17 protein-coding genes are annotated in these 19,359 nt (G+C 58.7%); 8 read left to right on the forward strand and 9 right to left on the reverse strand.

Going from position 1 to position 19,359, the window contains the following annotated elements; translation table 11 throughout:
* Positions 1–179 precede the first annotated feature (179 nt).
* Positions 180–3,875, reverse strand: a complete 3,696-nt coding sequence (locus tag PSQ90_RS06445) for a peptidoglycan-binding protein (protein WP_282212585.1) — start codon at positions 3,873–3,875, stop codon at positions 180–182.
* A gap of 202 nt (positions 3,876–4,077) precedes the next feature.
* On the opposite strand from PSQ90_RS06445, the gene PSQ90_RS06450 reads away from it, so the two are divergent.
* Entirely contained in the window at positions 4,078–4,749 is a 672-nt protein-coding gene (locus tag PSQ90_RS06450; protein WP_282213000.1) for a response regulator, read from the forward strand.
* 2 nt (positions 4,750–4,751) lie between these two features.
* On the opposite strand, the gene PSQ90_RS06455 is transcribed toward PSQ90_RS06450, so the two are convergent.
* Positions 4,752–6,377: a hybrid sensor histidine kinase/response regulator gene (locus PSQ90_RS06455; RefSeq protein WP_282212586.1), complete on the reverse strand. Its 1,626-nt coding sequence runs from the start codon at positions 6,375–6,377 to the stop codon at positions 4,752–4,754.
* Between the two features lie 179 nt (positions 6,378–6,556).
* On the opposite strand from PSQ90_RS06455, the gene mscL reads away from it, so the two are divergent.
* Both mscL and PSQ90_RS06465 read left to right on the forward strand, forming a co-directional pair.
* Complete coding sequence (gene mscL / locus PSQ90_RS06460; protein WP_282212587.1) at positions 6,557–6,988, forward strand: large conductance mechanosensitive channel protein MscL; 432 nt, start codon at positions 6,557–6,559, stop codon at positions 6,986–6,988.
* 279 nt (positions 6,989–7,267) lie between these two features.
* On the forward strand, positions 7,268–7,903 hold the full coding sequence (locus tag PSQ90_RS06465) for a response regulator transcription factor (protein WP_282212588.1): 636 nt from the start codon (positions 7,268–7,270) through the stop codon (positions 7,901–7,903).
* Between the two features lie 30 nt (positions 7,904–7,933).
* Here PSQ90_RS06465 and PSQ90_RS06470 read toward each other — a convergent pair whose 3' ends face one another.
* On the reverse strand, positions 7,934–8,410 hold the full coding sequence (locus tag PSQ90_RS06470) for a MarR family winged helix-turn-helix transcriptional regulator (protein ID WP_282212589.1): 477 nt from the start codon (positions 8,408–8,410) through the stop codon (positions 7,934–7,936).
* Between the two features lie 289 nt (positions 8,411–8,699).
* Between PSQ90_RS06470 and ectA the strand changes: the two genes are divergently transcribed.
* The 5 genes from ectA (at position 8,700) to PSQ90_RS06495 (ending at position 13,505) form a co-directional block, all read left to right on the forward strand.
* Complete coding sequence (ectA, locus tag PSQ90_RS06475) at positions 8,700–9,257, forward strand: diaminobutyrate acetyltransferase (protein WP_282212590.1); 558 nt, start codon at positions 8,700–8,702, stop codon at positions 9,255–9,257.
* A gap of 54 nt (positions 9,258–9,311) precedes the next feature.
* Positions 9,312–10,604, forward strand: coding sequence for a diaminobutyrate--2-oxoglutarate transaminase (gene ectB / locus PSQ90_RS06480; protein ID WP_282212591.1), 1,293 nt, complete (start codon positions 9,312–9,314; stop codon positions 10,602–10,604).
* 10 nt (positions 10,605–10,614) lie between these two features.
* A complete protein-coding gene (locus PSQ90_RS06485; RefSeq protein ID WP_282212592.1) occupies positions 10,615–11,007 on the forward strand; it encodes an ectoine synthase in 393 nt (130 codons plus the stop codon).
* Positions 11,008–11,051: 44 nt separating this feature from the next.
* Entirely contained in the window at positions 11,052–11,978 is a 927-nt protein-coding gene (gene thpD, locus PSQ90_RS06490; protein WP_282212593.1) for an ectoine hydroxylase, read from the forward strand.
* 66 nt (positions 11,979–12,044) lie between these two features.
* Positions 12,045–13,505 (forward strand): aspartate kinase, encoded by a 1,461-nt coding sequence (locus PSQ90_RS06495; protein ID WP_282212594.1) that lies wholly within the window; start codon positions 12,045–12,047, stop codon positions 13,503–13,505.
* A gap of 46 nt (positions 13,506–13,551) precedes the next feature.
* On the opposite strand, the gene PSQ90_RS06500 is transcribed toward PSQ90_RS06495, so the two are convergent.
* From PSQ90_RS06500 to ehuC, 6 genes are all read right to left on the reverse strand, one after another.
* Positions 13,552–14,922: an aspartate aminotransferase family protein gene (locus PSQ90_RS06500; RefSeq protein WP_282212595.1), complete on the reverse strand. Its 1,371-nt coding sequence runs from the start codon at positions 14,920–14,922 to the stop codon at positions 13,552–13,554.
* A gap of 36 nt (positions 14,923–14,958) precedes the next feature.
* Positions 14,959–16,452 carry an NAD-dependent succinate-semialdehyde dehydrogenase gene (locus tag PSQ90_RS06505; protein ID WP_282212596.1) on the reverse strand — a complete coding sequence of 498 codons (1,494 nt, stop codon included), beginning with the start codon at positions 16,450–16,452 and terminating at the stop codon, positions 14,959–14,961.
* 125 nt (positions 16,453–16,577) lie between these two features.
* On the reverse strand, positions 16,578–17,081 hold the full coding sequence (locus PSQ90_RS06510) for an Lrp/AsnC family transcriptional regulator (protein WP_282212597.1): 504 nt from the start codon (positions 17,079–17,081) through the stop codon (positions 16,578–16,580).
* Positions 17,082–17,195: 114 nt separating this feature from the next.
* Positions 17,196–17,969, reverse strand: coding sequence for an ectoine/hydroxyectoine ABC transporter ATP-binding protein EhuA (ehuA, locus tag PSQ90_RS06515; RefSeq protein WP_282212598.1), 774 nt, complete (start codon positions 17,967–17,969; stop codon positions 17,196–17,198).
* Positions 17,966–18,658, reverse strand: coding sequence for an ectoine/hydroxyectoine ABC transporter permease subunit EhuD (ehuD, locus tag PSQ90_RS06520; RefSeq protein ID WP_282212599.1), 693 nt, complete (start codon positions 18,656–18,658; stop codon positions 17,966–17,968). The genes ehuA and ehuD overlap by 4 nt, the downstream gene beginning before the upstream one ends.
* Before the next feature lie 8 nt (positions 18,659–18,666).
* Complete coding sequence (gene ehuC, locus PSQ90_RS06525) at positions 18,667–19,338, reverse strand: ectoine/hydroxyectoine ABC transporter permease subunit EhuC (RefSeq protein WP_282212600.1); 672 nt, start codon at positions 19,336–19,338, stop codon at positions 18,667–18,669.
* Between the last annotated feature and the right edge of the window lie 21 nt (positions 19,339–19,359).

Here is a 19,359-nt window from a genome sequence, read left to right on the forward strand (position 1 = left end):
ATGGGGTCGAGGCTTCCGGTTGATAAATTAGTATAAGGGACTATGGCACATTCGCCACCCACCAAGTAAGCCATTCGTCCACGACAATGCGCTCAAAAGCTGAATGTTTGCTTTCACTTATGCACACCGGCAAAGAAAAATGTCCGCCCCCGCATGCGGGGACGGCGTACCAATGGATATTAGACGGGTTGGCTACCCAGAACGGCGAGCAGGCGAGGGTTGATTGCCCCAGTCTGACTCATGCCGGTTTCGCGTTCAAATGCCTTGATCGCGTCGGCGGTCTTGGGGCCAACGACACCGTCGGGTGTGCCGACATCAAAACCAAGATTAAGCAGGGCCGTCTGCACTTTGCTGACTACCGCTTTTGTCTTGATGGTTTCGCCCGGGTCGAAGCTGGCTGACCAGGTGCCGATGGGAGCAAAATTGGCCGCCAGATCGATTTCAGCAGGTTTCCAGTTGCCGATTTCGGCATTGACCGCCTTGACCGCATCGGCGTCGAGCGAGCGGGCGATATCATCACGCGCCTTGATCGCATCAGCATCGCCATTGCGCGCCGCCAACGAGAACCATTTGAACGACTGCTCAAGGTCCTGCTTCACGCCAAGGCCGCGCGCATGCAACATGCCCAGATTAAACTGGCTGTCGATCATGTCACGGTTGGCGGCGCGTTCGAACCATTCCGCCGCCATGTCAAATTTCTGGTCGCCCAGCTGGCCGCTGGCATAGAGCGCTGCCAGATTGTGCATGGCCATGCGATTGCCCGCTTCAGCGCTGCGCTGATACCAGAGTTTGGCTTGCTCGATGTTCTTTTCGACCCCGTTGCCATTTTCATAGAGGTTGCCGAGCCGATATTGGGCGGGGGCAAAGCCTTGCGCCGCTGCGCGTTCGTACCAGGTTGCGGCGCTGTCATAGTCCTGAGTGACAGCGTGACCTTCACTATAGATGGCTCCAATTTCGAACTGGGCGCGGGCATCACCCTTGGCCGCAGCTTCACGAAGTGGCAATGGCCCGATGCTCTCAGGGGCCAATTCGAACGCGGCGGCGCCGCTTGCTGACCCGGTGCTGGAGGATGCCGGATCGGCCAGCGCTGCGGTTTGAGTTGTGATCGGTTGGCCCGGCTTTAACGCATCAACCGGTTTGATAGTGATGTCGGTCGCACTGGCCTCGTCTGCGGGTGTTGCTTGCAAGGCATCGGGCATGGCACTCGTCGCTCTGGTGAAGCGAGTGGTGTTGGCCGGGTCGATCGAACCAACTGTTGAGGAATCAACCATTGAAATGACGCGCGGCTCGGTCGGCAGGTTGGTCGGGTCAATCGTGCCGTCGAGCATGGAGGTCTTGGCTGGCGCATCGGCTCCGGCTGCCGGAACGGGCGCTGTGTTTTCAGCCGGTCCGCCGCGCTGCAGTACCAGATTGATCGCCAGCATCGACACCACCGCCAGTGCTGCCGCCAAAAGCAGCGTGCGGCGATGGCGCATCAGAAAACCTGGGTTGTCCTGTTCGTCCTCGGACAGATCAAATCCCTCTGCGGTGACGCCATCATCCAGTTGATCCTGTGCCACAGCGTCCGGCGTTTCGATACTGGGTTCCTTACGACGACCGAGGAACCGCGCAGCCTTGGGCGCGCGTTCTGGTTCCTGATCCCTGTTATCCTCTGAGGTCTCAATTTCTGCTTCTTGAGGCTTGTCTGCCTTTGGCTTGCGCCCGAAAAGCGAGCGCTTCTTTTTGACCATGTCCGGCGCATCGCCAGCATCATCTTCGTCACCCGTTGCCCCTACGTCGGCGGTATTGGCCTTCACCCGTGCCAGTGCCCGCCCAATGATCGAGTTGGACATGACGGCGGGGGTTGATTCCTGTTTGGCGCGCTGCGCCCGTCGCGCGGCGGCAACAAAGGTGCTGGTGCTGGCGGCGCTCGCTCCAACGCTGGGCGCATTGGTCTCGGCGTCGCTGGCAGCGGTCGGCGAGAATGGATCGTCTGCTGGAGCATCAAAACTTGATTGAGGCCGCGGTGGCCGCTCAACGCTTTCGGCGTCATATTCCATTTGCGCTACGACTTCGGGAGGAAGCCGGTTGGTGCGCTTTTCGATGCCCGGATGTGCCCGGCGCGCTGCCTGCGGCGCTGCGGGTTCAGCCGCTGCAAATCCGGGATCGCGCAAGGGCGCATCCTCGGATGGATTGTTCGGCATGGTGTCGGGGCGCGTTGCAGCTCTTGGGCCTGTTGCCGATAATGCCGCCAGCATGGTGTCCAGCGCTTCGGCCTCGGCTGGCTGGCTTGGCGCCGCTTTTGCCGGGGCGGCGGCGGCCTGCCGCTGTGGTTGCGATTTGGCTTTCACACCTGGTGCTGCTGCCTGCGCTGCTCTGGCCTGTGGCGGCTTGGCCGCCGCTGCATTTGCCGCCGCTTCGCTGGCGCGCTTTGCCAGTGCCGCTTCGAGCTTGGCCAGCCGCTCGGCTGTGTCCTTGCCCGCGGTATTGAACATGGCCGACATGCGCTGTTCAAGCGCGTCGATGCTTTCCTGGTCTACGCCGCCGGGAGCAGGCGCATCCCGGGTGGCAGCCTCAAAAGTGCGATGGGCAACCAGGGTCGCCAGTGCCTCAAAATCGGGCTCGGGAACCGGTTTGGGTTCGGGCGCCGGGGTTTTGTAGAGGGTTGTGAGGCCGTTGAGCTGCGCCCCGGTCTCATCCATGCGCGCCACCAGCGCCTTGAGCTGGTTTTCGATCTGGCCAACGCCGGGATCTTCGCGCGGCAGATCAAGCTTGCTCGAAAGCGCCTCGATCTGGGTCTCAATCTTGTCAAAACGCGGCGCGACGCCACTCAGGATGGTGCCGCGCAGGGCGCTGACATCGCTCTTGAGCCCGGCAACGTCGCCATTCATGCTTTCAAAACCGTCAATGCGGGCCTGCAGCGCATCGATCTTTTCGATCAGCGCCTCCGGCAGCACGTCCTTGTCGCGCACCGCCTGGGTGAAGGCTGCCATTTCGGCGGTCAACCGTTCAAATTCACCAGATGACAGGGTTACGTTGCGTTCGATGGAATCTATGCGGTCGTAGACATTGCGCACACTGGATTCGATCGCCGCCAAAGCCTCGCCATTGTCGGCTGCCTGTCCAACGCCAAAATCGGCCGCCAGCGTGTCTCGCTCCTGGCGCACCACTTCGCGTTCCATCTGCTGGGCCTGCAGTTCTGCCAGCTTGCCAACCGTGGTCGAAACATCGTCCAGACGCTGGTTGATGGCCGACAGGTCGACCTTGGGACCATCGCCAATCAATTTCGCCAAGCCGGCGATCTGGGCTTCGAGGCGCTTGACCTGCCCGGTTTCCCCGACGGCGCCCGCCAGTAGTTCAACCACTTGGGTCAATTGCTCAACCTGGCTGGCAACTTCTTGCACGTTACCATTGTTGGCGCGCTGCGCCCTGAGTTCAGTCTCAAGCCCGCCCAAGCGACCGGACAAGCCCTGCACCAGCGCCGTCATTTCGCTCAGTTGTGGTGATTCGGCGTTCGCAGCCTGTCCATTGTGGCGTGCCACAGCGGCGGCTGGTGCCGAAAACTGCCGATTGCGAATTTCATCGATAGCTGCGTGCAGTCCTGTTGGCGCATCGGCCTGGGGTTCCTCAGGTTCAGAGAACCGGTCAACTGCCCGTTTGACCGTCTGGAGTGCCTCGCGACGCCGGACAACGCCGGAAGTGCCATCGACCTGATCGCGCAGATTGCGGACCTTTTGGCTCAATCCCTGGTAAGCGGCGGGGGGCTCGGCCTGGGTAAACCGACCTTCGACCTGATCGAGCAGTGCAACCAGTTCACCGCGCAGGGCCTGCCATTCGCCGGGCTGCGGTTCGATTGCGTAATCCTGTGGTTCAGAGAGCGAGGAGGCACGGGCCATAATGTTTCCCAATCGGAAAAACTGCGGGCACCCTCGCGATTCAACACGAAGGTATAAGGTTCACTCTTGAGAAAACATGGTAAAGAACCCGTTAACCATTGTCTCATTTTGCCAAAGTGCTTCGGTAATTGTACAGATTTATGCGCTTTGACATGCTTTACAGGCATCTGCACCGGACCCGACCAAGAGTATCATTGTGCCCATGACGCGCCGCCGCATAATCATCGTTGACGATCATCCCCTGTTTCGCGCTGCCCTGAAACAGACCCTTGCTGGTGGCGATGCCACCATTTTGGTCGAGGAAGCGGGTGACCTTGCCGAGTTGAACAAAGCGCTCGAGGCCGAGCGCGACTGCGATCTGGTGCTGCTCGATCTCAACATGCCGGGCGTACGCGGTTTTTCGGGCCTTTTGCTGCTGCGGGCCCAGTATCCCGATATTCCGGTCATGATCATTTCGGCGGTCGAAGAGGATACGGTGGTGCGACGGGCGTTCGAATTGGGCGCCGCCGGATATTTGCATAAGTCTGTTGGTCCAACCGAAATCCGCCGCTCGATTGAAACGGTTCTTTCGGGCGAAGTTTTTGTGCCCGAGGGGGTCTCAGTTGGCAGCGATGATGACCAGAGCGCCCTGATGCGGCGTCTGGCAACGCTGACGCCCCAGCAGGTGCGGGTCCTGATGATGCTCAGCGATGGGCTGATGAACAAGCAGATTGCCTATGAGCTGACGATTTCAGAAGCCACGGTCAAGGCGCATGTTTCAGCGATCCTGCAAAAACTTGACGTCGACAGCCGCACCCAGGCGGTGATTGCGGCGGCGCGCATTGAACAGGGGCAGTTCGAGGCGCTGTTTTCTGCTGGTATCGCCAAACCCTGATGTCAGCCGATCGGAGATTTGTTGGTGCGACCGCTTTGGCTGGCAAGCCCGGTTATAGCGGCGCGTAAGGCAGCCGGTTTGACCGGTTTGGTCACCACGGCAATGCCGCGCTCCTCGGCCAGCGCACGCACGGTGGGGCTGCGATCAGCGGTGACCAGCGCGGCCGGCAGGTGCCCACCCACATTATGCCGTAGCCATTCGATTGCATCGAGTCCGGAAGTTTGTTCGAGATGATAGTCCATTAGCACCAGATCGGGAGACCAGCCTTCGATCAAGCGGCCCCGGTCGATTTCCCTGAGGGAGCGCGCCGAACGCACATCGCACCCCCAATGGGTCAACAGCCCTTCCATGGCCTCAAGAATAGTGCGCTCATTGTCAACGCAGAGGATGCGCAGATCCAGCAAACCGAAACTGACTTCGCGTTCGGGCAGATCAGGCTCGTCGGCTCTTTGATCGTCCCGTGCCGCCGCCAGAAACAGCGAGAACCGCGATCCATGTCCTTCAATACTATCGAGTTCGAGCACGAGCCCCAGCGCCGTTACCAGACGTTGAACGATTGACAGGCCAAGGCCCAGCCCCTGGGCCATGCGCGCGCCCCGCTCCAACCGCGAAAATTCAGCAAACACCAGCTTGTGCTGGTCCTTGTTGAAACCGATACCGCTGTCGATCACATCGAGGCGAATGCGGCTGCCGCGCCGTCGCGCACCCACCAGCACTCGCCCGCCGGGCGGGGTATATTTGATGGCGTTCGATACAAGATTTTGCAAAATACGACCGACGAGCATGCGGTCAGCCACGACGGTGGCCTTGGTCGGGATGACCACCAATTGCACCCCCCGCTCGCGCGCCATCGGTCCAAATTCGACCTCGATCTTGGTCAAAAGGTCACGGACGCGAACCGGGGCGGGTGCCGGTCGCAGCGCGCCACTATCAATACGCGACATGTCCAGCAGCGCCGACATGATATCTTCGACCGCGGTCAGCGATGCCTCGATACTTTGGGCCAGTTCACCCAATCCGGTGGCCTTGGCCCGCTCAATCAGGGTTGAGGTATATAGCCGGGCGGCGTTGAGCGGCTGTAGCAGATCATGGCTGGCGGCGGCTAAAAAGCGCGTTTTGTCGTGGTTGGCCGCGTCGGCCTTGGCGCGCGCCTGTTCCAGCTCGGAATTGACACGTGTCAGGGCCGCCGTACGCTCGGAAACGCGTGCTTCAAGCGAGAGGTTGACCTGCGCCAGTGCCCGCTCGGCTTCGGCCCGCGCCGTGACATCGGAAAGGCTGATGGTCAGCCCGCCATCGGGCAGGCGGGCGGTATGGAATTCGAGCATCTGTCCGGCGTTGCCCATACGCTGGCTTACAGTTTGGGCTGATCCAAGCAGTTTTTGAACGCGCTCCTGGGCCAGTTGCAACGGATCTCCCGGCCCGAAATCGCCGCGTTGGCCCACGAACAGGCAGATATCGAGCAGCGCGGTGGCGGGCACTGACAGCCAGGCTGGCAATGCCAGCAGTTCGCCATATTGCTGATTGGACATTACAAGCCGCAAGTCCGCGTCGAACACGGCAATGCCTTGCGGGATGTGGTCCATGGCCTGACGCAACTGGTTCGCATCGGCTTCGCGCGACAAATCCATCAATGCACTCCTGTTGCCGTGCCAATATCGGGCATGGGCACTATTGGCGCAAGCAACGCAGTGGTTCTACTTGCAATCGTTAACGGATTGCTAAATTCTGGGTCTCGTCGCGCGGGCGGTTTTGCTCAGGCCAAGGGCGGGCGCGGCACAACATTTACGGTTGAGCAAAAGGGGACACAATGTTCAAGGAATTTCGCGACTTTGCCATTAAGGGCAATATGGTCGATCTAGCGATCGGCGTTATTATCGGCGCCGCCTTTGGTGCCATCGTGTCATCGCTGGTCGATGATGTTTTCATGCCAATCATCGGCCTGATATTGGGCGGTGTAGATTTTTCAAATCTGTTCTTCGTGCTCAAAAACCCCGACAATCTGCCCGTGCCGTCGCTGACCGCCGCTCAGGACGCCGGTATCGCCACTCTTAATATCGGCCTGTTCATCAATGCCGTCGTCAAGTTCACCATCGTTGCATTCGTGCTGTTCATGGTGGTCAAGGGCATCAACTCAATGAAACGAGAGGCGGCAAAGGAACCTGTCGAAGCCACCCCTGCGCCATCGCGGGAGGAAGTTCTTCTCACCGAAATCCGCGATTCGCTTCGCTCAAAGACCTAGAGCTTCCAGCAGACAGACAGTCGGCGCTTCGGTGCCGATTTTCTTTGCGCCCATTCTAGGAAAAAATTCAGTTGACGTTATATCAAATATGATAATATACCTAGTTTGTAGGTAGTCGATCCTACGCATTGTTCATATCGGACAGCGCCAACACTTAGCGCAAACTACGGGCAGAATCACGGGCATCGCAGATGCAGCGTTCGAGTTGCGGATGACATCACGTCATTTCCGGGCGCGTACCCGCCTGCCCGAGAAATGGCCCAAAGGACAGAGGACACCATGAGCGAGCAAGTCTACTATCATTCATTCTTGAACCGCGACCGCCTGATTCATATTGCCGACCCGGACCCGGCGACCTGCGAAGCGCTCAGCGTCCTGTTTCGTCTTGAAGGTTTCCAAACCATTTTCTCGCTCGATGCCAGCCATTTTCTGGCCAGTCTTGAGCGTCGTCGCGCCGACGTCGTCGTCACCAATCTTCAGGTGGGCAACGAGAATGGGCTCAACCTTCTGGCCCGTGTTAAAGCCATGCGCACTGGCACGCCGGTATTCATCCTGTGTGATACACCCCAGGTGGAGGTGGCGGTCGCGGCGATGAAGGCGGGCGCCTCCGATGTCATTACCAAACCCATTGATTCTGAATATTTCCTGCAGTCGGTGCGCGATGCGCTGCGACGCGACATTCATCTGGGCGCCATGATCGGTGGACGTCGGCCGGTGGAAGTGCGAGGCTTTTCCCAGCTCACGCCACGCGAACGCGAAGTCCTGCAACTGATCACCAATGGTCAGTCCAACAAGGAGGCAGGGCGCGAATTGGGCATCTCGCCCCGCACCATTGAAGTGCACCGGGCGCGGGTCATGGAAAAGCTGGGTGCCCGCAATACAGCCGATCTGATGCGGATCGTATTGACCACCTGAGAAAATGGCCCCGCTGCCGAGACGGCTATATCAATGGCTAAGTTCAGGCGCCGCAACCAGAATGGCGGCGGCGTCGCTTGCATCAGGCTCCAGCATTTTGGCGACGCGCTCCAGCGAAGCAATCAGCATGGCCTGTTCCCATTCTGCCAGTTCGAGAAACTGTTCATTGAATTTTGCATGAACGCCATCGGGGGCGATGGCCAGCACTTCGCGGCCGCGCTCACTCAGCGATAACCAGACCTGTCGGCGGTCTGCCTCACCCTTGCGGCGCTGCACCATGCCAGACTGTTCAAGTTTTTGAATCAATGCCGTGGCCGTGGCCTGAGTAATGCCCATGCGCCCGGCGACGTGGCCGGCGGTTTGCTCGGCACCCTCTTCGAGCATTTGCATAAAAATCAGTTGAGACGGCGTCAGGCCTGTCTCGCGCATCACGGCCTTGGCGTTTAGCTCAGTAGTGCGCAAGATCTTGCGCATGGCCGTCAGGGCTAGTTTGGTTCGGTTTTCCAACGCTGCGCATCCCACATGTCATTTTTCAGACATTATCCGCGTCAATCGCCGAACCCAAGCGGCTTTCGGCTTCATCCCGCACAAAATTGTTTCTCTATTACAAACTATTTTAGGACAGATAGTATGGCCACTGTCACGATATAAAAAATCTAAAAAATATCAAATCTCTATGTAACCGACTGATAACTCTCCATAAAAATGCCTCTTGCAATTTTTGCAACTCTGCTGTGCCGTTGACATTTAGTTTTAACAAGCTAAATACCTGACCGCAGACCAATGGAGAATTTTTATGCATCTTGCGGCCATATCCCAGAACAATGCCTCGGCAGGGCACAACCATCTGAGCATTCGCAGCCCAAAGCGCGAAGACGGCGCAGCGGTGTGGAAGCTGGTGCGTGAAACTGTGGGGCTTGATGACAACTCCATGTACTGCAATCTGTTGCAGTGCAGCCATTTCGCCAGCACCTGTGCGTTGGCAGAAATGGACGGCGAGGTGGTTGGGTGGATCTCGGGCTATATCCCGCCTGATCATTCTGACACCCTGTTTGTCTGGCAGGTTTGCGTCAGTGAGAAGGCGCGCGGACGCGGCTTGGCGCGGCAGTTGATTACCGCTGTGCTGGCACGTGATGTCTGCGCCGACGTTCGACGCGTGCAAAGCACGATCACCAAAGACAACAGCGCTTCATGGGCCCTGTTCGGCTCCATTGCAGAGCGGCTCGATGCCGACCTGACCCGTCAGGCGCATTTCCGGCGCGACGATCATTTTGATGGCCTGCACGACACCGAATTTCTGGTGACCATCGGTCCATTTGAGCGCGAAGCGCTCGCCATTCGCTCGGCTGCCTGAAACCACTCGGCTTGCCACGCGTTCAATATTCACGTCCCCAGGGAGACGATACTCATGACACTCACGACCAGTAAAATCACCAATTCTGAGGTTTTTGACCGGGTTGAAAGCCAGGTGCGGTCCTATTCGCGCAGCTTCCCAAAGACCTTTGGCAAGGCGCAGGGCGCAACGATCTTTGACAAGTCCGGTAAGGCTTATACCGACTTTCTGGCCGGATGCTCGACGCTCAATTACGGCCACAATGATCCTGATCTAAAAGCTGCCCTAATTGACTATATTTCAGCCGATGGGATCACTCATGGTCTGGACATGTTCACCGAGGCCAAGGAAAATTTCCTTGAAACCTTCGAGCGCCTGATCCTCAAGCCGCGTGGCATGGATTACAAACTGCAGTTCACCGGCCCGACCGGCGCCAATGCGGTGGAAGCTGCCATGAAGCTGGCGCGCAAGGTCACCGGTCGCAATTCAATCATTGCCTTTACCAATGGCTTTCACGGCGTCACCCTTGGCGCGCTCGCCGCGACCGGCAATTCCGGTCATCGCCAGGGCGCCAACACTCCGCTTTCCGGGGTAACGCGCGCCGCCTATGACGGCTATTTCGGTGCCGACATTGACACTGCAGACATGCTCGATCAGCAATTGTCTGATCCATCCAGCGGCTTTGATGCGCCGGCTGCCTTTATCGTTGAAACGGTTCAGGGCGAGGGTGGTCTGAACGCGGCCTCGGCTGAATGGCTGCTCAAGATCCGCGCCATTGCCCGTCGCCACGGGGCACTGTTCATCGTTGATGATATTCAGGCCGGATGCGGTCGCACCGGCAGCTTCTTCTCGTTTGAGGGTATGGGGCTGGATCCCGACATCATCACCATGGCCAAATCGCTTTCGGGCATGGGCCTGCCTTTTGCACTGACCCTGATGAAGCCGCGCCTTGATATCTGGAAGCCTGCCGAACACAATGGCACCTTCCGCGGCAACAATCATGCGTTTGTCACGGCGGCTGCGGCTATCCAGAAATTCTGGTCCGATGGCAAGTTTGAAGCCGAGCTGGCGGAAAAATCCACCTATCTGGGCGAGCGCCTCGATGCGATTGCCGAGGCTCACGATCTGGGCCGTCGCGGTCGCGGCATGATGCAGGGCATCAATGCGGGTACGGGCGCTGTCGCCGAGGCCATCTGCCGCTCGTGCTTCCGTTCGGGCCTCATCATCGAGACCTCAGGCGCCCATGGCGAGATCGTCAAGATCCTGTCGCCTTTGACCATTGATAAACAACAGTTCGCTGCTGGCCTCGACATTGTCGAGAACGCCTTTGAGGAAGTCCTCGGCACCCAGCGTGCGGCCGCAGAATAGGAGCACAATCATGATCGTTAGAGATTTGCACGCCGCGCGGGAAACCGATCGTCTGGTCAAGTCTGATGGCTGGGACAGCACCCGGCTGTTACTGGCTGGGGATGATATGGGGTTTTCCTTTCACATCACCCGCATTCACGAAAACACGTCGCACGTGTTTCATTACAAGCACCATTTTGAGAGCGTTTATTGCGTTTCGGGCGAAGGCTCGATTGAGGATCTTGCCACCGGCACGGTCCATCCGATCCGCCCCGGCATCATGTATGCGCTCGACCAGCATGATCGGCACCGCCTGACCGCCAAGTCCGAAATGGTCATGGCGTGCTGCTTCAACCCGCCGGTGACGGGCAAGGAAGTTCACCGCAAGGACGGGTCCTACGCACCGGTTACCGAAACCGCCTGAGCGAACCCACCTTTTTCCAACCAATTTGCAGAAAGGGATTTCTGATGAGCATTGCCATGCAATCGACAACAAGAGACCTTTACCCCACCCGCCTTGAGGCGGAGCAATGGACTAACCGGCCCGATCCGGTGTTCTGGGGCAAATGGACTCCTGAAGCGCCCCTCACGCGTGCCCAGACCGAAAGCTTTGTCAAAAACGGCTATTTGATCCTGGAGAATGTCTTTTCCAGCAGCGAGATTGCCGCACTTCAGGCCGAGGCTGCCCGCCTGCGCGCCGGGGACGGAAATCTCGATGCTGACAGCGTCATTGCTGAGCCCAACTCCAGGGAAGTGCGCACAGTCTTCCGTCTCGACGAGCAAAATGTGCTTTTTGATCGTTTGGCGCGCGATGCGCGCGTCGCAGGCCCAACCAGCTTCCTGCTCAACGACGCTGTCTACCTGCATCAGTCACGCCTCAATTATAAGCCCGGCTTTAATGGAAAGGAGTTCTATTGGCACTCCGATTTTGAAACCTGGCACGCCGAAGATGGCATGCCCCGTATGCGGGCCATTTCGGCCTCAATTCTTTTAACCGACAATGATGCGCTCAACGGCCCGTTGATGCTGATGCCCGGCTCGCACAACCAGTTTGTTGCCTGCGCTGGCGAGACGCCCGAAGACAACCACAAAAGCTCGCTCAAGAAGCAGGAAATCGGGGTTCCCTCGCACGAAGCCCTGAGCAAGATGGCCAAGAAACACGGCATTGATTATGCGGCGGGCAAGGCTGGCACGGTGCTGCTGTTTGACTGCAACACCATCCATGGCTCCAACGGCAATATCACGCCCAACCCCCGCTCCAACGCGTTTTTTGTCTACAACGCATGGTCCAACAAGGTTGAGGCCCCCTTTGCCGCCAAGACGCCGCGCCCAGCGTTCCTGAGCGCCCGCGATCCCAAGGGTCCCATCGACATCGCGTCCGGCAAGCTGGCTTGATCCCCAGCTTCGCCTCTGAGTTGAATAGAGTTACGGCACCCTCTCAGGGGGTGCGCAAGGATTATCATGACTATCCGGCCGACCAATACGCACACTGTCGAAAAAATCGGCGGCACGTCGATGTCGCGCACCAGGGAACTGCTCGATACAGTCCTGATCGGATCGCGCCAGGGCACTGAGCTTTACAATCGCATCATCGTTGTTTCTGCCTATGGCGGCATGACCGACGCCCTTCTTGAACACAAAAAATCCGGCGAACCGGGGGTCTATTCCCTGTTTTCCAGCGCTGAAAGCGGCTGGAGCTGGGGCGACGCCCTTAGCCGCGTCGCCAGCGCGATGCTGGAAAAGAACGCCGAGATTTTTGGCGATGACAATTCGCGCGAAGTGGCGGACCGTTTCGTCAAGGAGCGGGTCGAGGGTGTGCGCTCGTGCCTGATCGATCTGGCGCGGCTGTGCTCGTTTGGCCACTTCCAACTCGAACAGCACCTGCTGACCGTGCGCGAAATGCTCTCGTCGCTGGGCGAGGCCCAATCGGCCCACAATACTGCCCTGCTGCTCAAGCTGCATGGCGTCAATGCCCGTTTTGTTGATCTGACCGGCTGGCGCGAAGATGGCCAGCACGATCTTGATCAGCAGATCGAACGCGCCTTTGCCGAAATCGACCTCACCCAGGAGTTGCCGGTCGTAACCGGCTATGCGCAGTGCCGAGAGGTGCTGATGCGCACCTATGATCGGGGCTATTCCGAAGTCACTCTGTCGCGCGTCGCCGTGGTAACCGGGGCCGCCGAAGCGATCATCCACAAGGAGTTTCATCTCTCCTCGGCCGATCCGCGTGTCGTCGGTACCGATGCCGTCCGGGTTATCGGGCAGACCAATTATGATGTGGCCGATCAGCTCTCCAATATGGGGATGGAAGCCATCCACCCGCGCGCGGCCAAAAGCCTGCGTCAGGCGGGGATTCCGTTGCGGGTCAAGAATGCCTTCGAGCCCAGCCATCCCGGCACCCTGATCCGCTCTGATCTGAGCGCTGATCAGCCCGGTGTTGAAATCGTCACCGGTCTCAAGAGTGTTTTCGCTTTTGAATTTTACGACCAGGATATGGTGGGCGTTAAGGGCTATGACGCCAAAATTCTGGAGGCGCTGGATCGGCACAAGGTCTGGATCATTTCCAAAACGTCAAACGCCAATACCATCACCCATTTCCTCAAAGGGTCGATGAAGGCAATCAGGCGGGTCGAAAAAGATCTCTCCGACATCTTCCCGACAGCGGAAATTTCGCTGCGCAAGGTGGCGCTGGTTTCGGCCATCGGTCGTGACCTTGGGGGCACCAATGTGTTGAGCAAGGCCGTCACCATGCTTGCCGAAGCCGGTATAGAACCGCTGGGCATTCACGACCTGATGCGCAAGGTCGACTTGCAGGTTGTGGTTGAGGAAGCCGATTTCGACCGCGCCGTTGTTGCCTTGCACAAGGGTTTGGTGGAACAGGACGCGCGCGATCAATCCAAGCGCCAGCTAAAAGCCGCCTGACAAAAATTGTTGCCCCGCGCCACCAAGCGCGGGGTCAATTCGCTATTTATCCAAATACCGCGTCGACAGCGATCTTGAATTTGTCGACCACTATATCTGCCTCGGCCTCGCTCAGGCACAGGGGCGGCGCAAAGCCGATGATATCGCCCTGCGGCATGGCCCGTGCGATAACTCCCTGCCCCAACAGCGCTGCTGCCAATTTCGGGCCGATCTTTTCGCTCGCCTCAAAAAACGTCCGGCTGGGCTTGTCCTTGACGAACTCGACGGCGCACATCAGCCCCTCGCCGCGCACATCACCGACATGGGCATGTTTACCCAACGCATCGGCCATGGCGGCATTGAAATAGGCCCCGGTCTTACCGGCATTTTCAACCAGTCCCAAACTGTCGATCAGCTTGAGATTGGCCACCCCGGCGGCGGTCCCGATGGGATGGGCCGAATAAGTCCAGCCGTGTCCGATCGGACCGTTCTCATCGGTACCGCGCTCCAACACTTCCCACATCCGCTTGGAAAAGATCGAGCCGGAGAGCGGCGCATAGGCTGAGGTCAAACCTTTGGCGATGGTGATGATATCGGCCTCAAGCCCGTGCTTGTCCGAGCCAAACATGGCGCCCAGCCGCCCAAAGGCGGTCACCACCTCGTCAACGACCAAAAGGATATCGTGCTTCTTGAGAACCTTCTGGATGGCCTGCCAATAGCCTGCGGGCGGGGGCACCAGCCCGCCCGTGCCCAGCACCGGCTCACCAATAAACGCGGCAATCGTATCGGCGCCTTCGCGCTCGATCATGGCTTCAAGTTCGGCCACGCAATGGGCGACAAAATCGGCCTCGTTCATGTCCAGATCGGCGCGCCGGAAATAATAGGGCGCTTCGGTATGCAGGATCGGCGCACGCGGCAGATCAAACTTGTTGTGAAAGCCCGCCAGTCCGGTCAGCGATCCAGTCATGATCCCCGAGCCGTGATAACCGCGCCAGCGTGAGATAATTTTCTTCTTTTCTGGCCGCCCGAGAATGTTGTTGTAGTACCAGATCATCTTGATGTTGGTCTCGTTGGCGTCGGACCCGCCAAGCCCGAAATAGACCTTGGACATATTGGCGGGGGCCCGGTCCAGAACCATTTTTGAAAGCGTGATCGAGGCTTCGGTGCCATGCCCGACATAGGCATGGTAATAGGCCAGCTGCTTGGCCTGCTCTGCAATTGCATCAGCAATCTCGGAGCGCCCATAGCCCACATTGACGCAATAGAGCCCGGCAAAGGCATCGAGCAGTTTGGTGCCGTCGCGGTCCTCGATATAAACGCCCGATCCGCCGGTCACGATCCGCGTCGGCGTTTCCCCGCGCGCGTGCTGGCCCAGATGGGTGGAAGGGTGGAAAAAATTGTCGCGATCCCAGCGGTCGAGTTGGTCATTCGTCAGCATTGCAGTCGTCCTTCTTGATAAATTTCGTACCCCGGATCAGTGCCAGTCACGGCAGACATATTTGACCTCGGTAAAGGCCTCCATGCCCAGCCGTGCGCCTTCGCGCCCGATCCCGGACTGTTTCATGCCGCCAAAGGGAATGGGCGCGCCCGTAACCTTGGTGCGGTTGATCGCCACCATGCCGTATTGCAGCGCCCGGCTAGCGCGATAAATGCGGCGCGGATCATTGGTGTGCAAATAAGCCACCAGCCCATATTCGGTGTCGTTGGCGCGGGCCAGAACGTCGGCTTCATCGTCAAACGGGGCGATGGCCGCCACCGGGCCAAATGTTTCCTCGTGCATGATCAGCGCATCGGGGGGCACATCGACCAGTACTGTTGGCTCAAAGAACAAGTCCCCCGCCGCGTGGCGCTTGCCCCCCACGAGGCATTTAGCTCCTTTGGCCAAAGCGTCGGCCACGTGCTCGGCCTGCTTGGCAACCGCCTCTTTATTCATCAGCGGCCCGATATCGGGGTCTTCAATGCCCGGCCCAACGCTGAGCGCCATGATAGCGGCGGCCAGTTTTTCGCAGAACCGGTCATAGATTGACCGTTCGATAAAGAAGCGGTTGGCCGCCAGACAATCCTGGCCTGAGGTCGCAAATTTTGCCTTGATGGCCTCTTCCACCGCCTGATCGAGATCGGCATCGGCAAAAACAATGAACGGGGCAAGACCGCCCAATTCCATGATCACCCGTTTGACCGTATCGGCGGACTGGCGGATCAGCAGGCGGCCAATTTCGGTGGAGCCGGTAAAGGAAATCACCCGGACCCGTGGGTCCTCGGTCCAGGGCGCAACAATTTCGCGCGCCTTGCCGGTGACAATATTAAAGACGCCCTTGGGCATCCCGGCCCGCTCTGCCAGAATGGCGAGGGCGGTTGCTGAAAATGGGGTTTCGCCCGAGGGATGACAGACGCAGGTGCATCCGGCTGCCAACGCCGCCGCAGCCTTGCGCGTCAGCATGGCGGCGGGAAAATTCCACGGCGTGATCAGCGCGGCGACACCGCAGGGTTCACGCCAGATTTCGACCTCGGCATCCGGCAGATGCGAGGTGACGCTTTCGATGTTGGGCCGTTTGGTTTCTTCGGCATAAAACTCGACGAAGGAAGCCGCATAAGCGATTTCGCCGCGCGCTTCGGAAATCGGTTTGCCTTGCTCGGCGGTCATGATCTGGGCCAGATCTTCCTGCGCGCCCATGATCAGATCAAACCAGCGCCGCAAGGTTGCAGAGCGCTCCTGCGGGAGCAGCCCTGACCAGGCGGCAAAAGCATTTTGGGCGGCATCAACGGCACGGCGGGACTGGGCTGCGTCCATGCCGGGAACGCTCCCCAAAAAACGTCCGCTGGCGGGATCAGTCACAATGATTTCGCCGCGCACGTCCTCGCCGATGCGCTCGCCGTCGATATAGGCAGCCGGACAGAACAGTTCGCGATCTGCCAGCCGGTCGATCAGATCGTCGGATTGCGGATTGCTTGCCTGTGCTGAATTCATCAAAACCTCCTCGGTTCACCCAAGATTAGGCGATCCGGGGGCAGAGGCGTTCGCCAAACTCCCCCTGCTTTTCCGATAGAAGTTCTATTTGGATCGGGTCAGGCGCTAGTTTCGTCTGGCTGGCCTCAGCTTTCGCGTGCCAGCAGTTCTACCGGCAGCGGCACGTTCTTGATCGGCTGGGTCACGACATAGGAATAATAGCGCTTGATGCCGATGTCCTGGGCCAAAAGCCCTTCAACCAGGGCCTGGTAATCATCGAGTGTGCGCACGATTAGCTTGCAGATATAGTCGATGCCGCCGCCAACGCCCCAGCATTCGACAATTTCAGGGGTTGCCTCGATGGCGTCTTGAAAAGTCGCGAAATCTTCCTGACGGTGGCTGTCGATTTCAACCTGCATGAAAACGATGGTCACCGGCCCGAAGGCCTTGATCGAGACGACCGCCTGATAGCTTTCAATGATCCCGGCGTCCTCAAGCCGCCGCAACCGCTCCCAGCAGGGGGTGGCCGAAAGATTGACCCGTTCGGCCAGCGCTGCCTTGGGGATGCGCCCCTCGCGCTGCAGAATGCTCAATATCTTGATATCGCGGTCATCGAGACGGACGCCGTTATCGGCTTTTGGTGCGCTCACGCTTGCTCATCGCTAAAGGTTGGGTGAGCGCACCATAGGGCCAGCCCCCGGCCTCGTAAAGCGTTGCCTTGGGAGAATCCGTTGGTCAGGTGCCACGTCCACAGCTGGTCGGCTTCAGCCTTCCAGCACTGCCTTTAAAAACTCGCGCGTCCGCTCCTCCTTGGGATCGGTAAACAATTCGTCTGGCGTGCCCTGTTCCTTGATCTTGCCCTTGTCGAAAAAGCAGACCCGGTCGGAAACTTCGCGGGCAAAGCGCATTTCGTGGGTTACCAGCAACATGGTCAGATCATGTTCTTCGGCCAGTGCCCCAATGACGTTGAGCACCTCGCCAACAAGTTCAGGATCGAGCGCCGAGGTTGGTTCATCGAACAGCATGACCTTGGGGCGCATTGCCAGTGCCCGGGCAATGCCGACGCGCTGCTGCTGACCGCCTGAAAGCTGGTGGGGATATTTGTCGGCCTGATTGGCCAACCCAACCATTTCCAGCAATTCCTCGGCCCGCTCGCGCGCATCCTGCCTGCTCATCCCCAAAACCTTGACCGGGCCTTCGGTGATGTTGCGCCGAACGCTCATGTGCGGAAACAGGTTGAACTGCTGAAACACCATGCCCAACTGCACGCGCATCTTGCGCAAATGCGCCTCGCTGGCATTAACCAGTCTGCCGTTTCTTTCCTCGTGCCAAAGCGGTTCGCCATCGACGCTGACAATCCCTTCGCTGATACTTTCCAGCGTCATCAGAATGCGCAGAACGGTCGACTTTCCCGAACCGGACGGGCCGATGATTGTTACCTTTTCGCCGCGCTGCACATTGAAATCGAGGTGATCGAGAACGGTCAGCGCACCGAAGCGTTTGACCACCTGATCGAATTTGATGATGGTGTCGCTCATTTCAGGGAAAGACCTCTCTTGGGCAGGGTCTGGTCAAGCCAGCGCACCCCGCCGGACGCAACCAGCGTCATGATCATGTAAAGCCCGCCCACCATGGAAAGCGGGATCAGGTAATTGAAAGTGCGGTCGCCAACAATCTGGGCAACGTTGAGCATTTCGAGAACGGTGACCACCGAAAGCACTGGCACGTCCTTCATGATGGACACCAGATAATTGCCCATGGCCGGGATGATACGGGGCACCGCCTGCGGCAGGACCACGTGGGTAAAGGTGCGCAGGCTGGTAAAATTGAGCGCCCGCGCCGCCTCGTGCTGGCCCTTGGCGATGGCCTCGATACCGGCGCGATAAACTTCTGCTGTATAGGCGCTATATTGCAGCCCCAATGCCAGCGCGCCGGTCAGGAAGGCGGGCAATACCAGCCCATATTCGGGCAGCACATAATAGAGAAAGAACAGCTGGATCAGCAGCGGCGTATCGCGGATAAATTCAGTCAGAACACCTGCGGGCCAGGAGATGATCTTGAGCGGGGCCGCCTTGAGCGCCGCAAAGATCAGCCCCAGGACCAGCGCCACGAAAAACCCCAGAAAGGTCGCCTGGATGGTTACGATCATGCCGCGCAAAAGGATTGGCAGGATCGAGATGGCGAAAGCCAAATCGCTTGAGGTGTCCCATTCAATTCCAAATAGCATGGTTCACCTCACCCGCGCGCCGAACGCCAGCGCCCGACGTAGCGCTCCAGCGTTTTCATCAGTGCTGTCACCACCAGCGCCATGCCGAAATACATGAACAGGACCATGGTGTAGATCGTGGTGCTATCCTGGGTGAAATTGCGCAATTGCTCGGCCCGAAAGGCGAGATCGCCGAGGCTGATCAGCGAGACTAGCGCCGTGTCCTTAAGGTTCTGCACCGCCAGATTGCCAAAGGACGGCATCATTTCGGGAATGGCCTGCGGCAGCGCCACCGACCAAAGGGTCTGCCGCCGGGTAAAATTAAGCGCCTTGGCGGCTTCATACTGGTCCTTGGAAACCGCCTGAATCGCGCCCCGCACGACTTCAGCGCCATAGGCCCCGATATTGAGTGCCAAAGCCAGCACGCCGGCCACAACGGGGGGCAGGCGCAGGTCCAGCCCTACGGTTTGCCCGAGAATGGGCAGGGCGAAATAAAGCCAGAACAATTGAACCAAAAGCGAGGTGCCGCGAAACACTTCGATGTAGGTGACGGCAATGGCCTTGACGATGCGGTTGTGCGAGGTTTTGCCGATCCCGGCGGCAAAAGCCAACACAGCCCCAAGAATGGTCGAATACAAGGTCAGCTGAACTGTCAGCCAGGCGCCCTGCATAAGGGGATTGAGATACTCGGTCCAGTGCATCCATTGCCCTGTTCTGCACCC

Origin of the sequence: Devosia rhodophyticola (assembly GCF_028816475.1) — a bacterium.
Lineage (GTDB): Bacteria > Pseudomonadota > Alphaproteobacteria > Rhizobiales > Devosiaceae > Devosia > Devosia rhodophyticola.

Bases quoted from the DNA above. Each gene is read 5' to 3' on its own strand.
- PSQ90_RS06445 (WP_282212585.1), bottom strand. From the start codon at position 3,875: ATGGCCCGTGCCTCCTCGCTCTCTGAACCACAGGATTACGCAATCGAA.
- PSQ90_RS06450 (WP_282213000.1), top strand. From the start codon at position 4,078: ATGACGCGCCGCCGCATAATCATCGTTGACGATCATCCCCTGTTTCGC.
- PSQ90_RS06455 (WP_282212586.1), bottom strand. From the start codon at position 6,377: ATGGATTTGTCGCGCGAAGCCGATGCGAACCAGTTGCGTCAGGCCATG.
- mscL (WP_282212587.1), top strand. From the start codon at position 6,557: ATGTTCAAGGAATTTCGCGACTTTGCCATTAAGGGCAATATGGTCGAT.
- PSQ90_RS06465 (WP_282212588.1), top strand. From the start codon at position 7,268: ATGAGCGAGCAAGTCTACTATCATTCATTCTTGAACCGCGACCGCCTG.
- ectA (WP_282212590.1), top strand. From the start codon at position 8,700: ATGCATCTTGCGGCCATATCCCAGAACAATGCCTCGGCAGGGCACAAC.
- ectB (WP_282212591.1), top strand. From the start codon at position 9,312: ATGACACTCACGACCAGTAAAATCACCAATTCTGAGGTTTTTGACCGG.
- PSQ90_RS06485 (WP_282212592.1), top strand. From the start codon at position 10,615: ATGATCGTTAGAGATTTGCACGCCGCGCGGGAAACCGATCGTCTGGTC.
- thpD (WP_282212593.1), top strand. From the start codon at position 11,052: ATGAGCATTGCCATGCAATCGACAACAAGAGACCTTTACCCCACCCGC.
- PSQ90_RS06495 (WP_282212594.1), top strand. From the start codon at position 12,045: ATGACTATCCGGCCGACCAATACGCACACTGTCGAAAAAATCGGCGGC.
- PSQ90_RS06500 (WP_282212595.1), bottom strand. From the start codon at position 14,922: ATGCTGACGAATGACCAACTCGACCGCTGGGATCGCGACAATTTTTTC.
- PSQ90_RS06505 (WP_282212596.1), bottom strand. From the start codon at position 16,452: ATGAATTCAGCACAGGCAAGCAATCCGCAATCCGACGATCTGATCGAC.
- ehuA (WP_282212598.1), bottom strand. From the start codon at position 17,969: ATGAGCGACACCATCATCAAATTCGATCAGGTGGTCAAACGCTTCGGT.
- ehuD (WP_282212599.1), bottom strand. From the start codon at position 18,658: ATGCTATTTGGAATTGAATGGGACACCTCAAGCGATTTGGCTTTCGCC.
- ehuC (WP_282212600.1), bottom strand. From the start codon at position 19,338: ATGCACTGGACCGAGTATCTCAATCCCCTTATGCAGGGCGCCTGGCTG.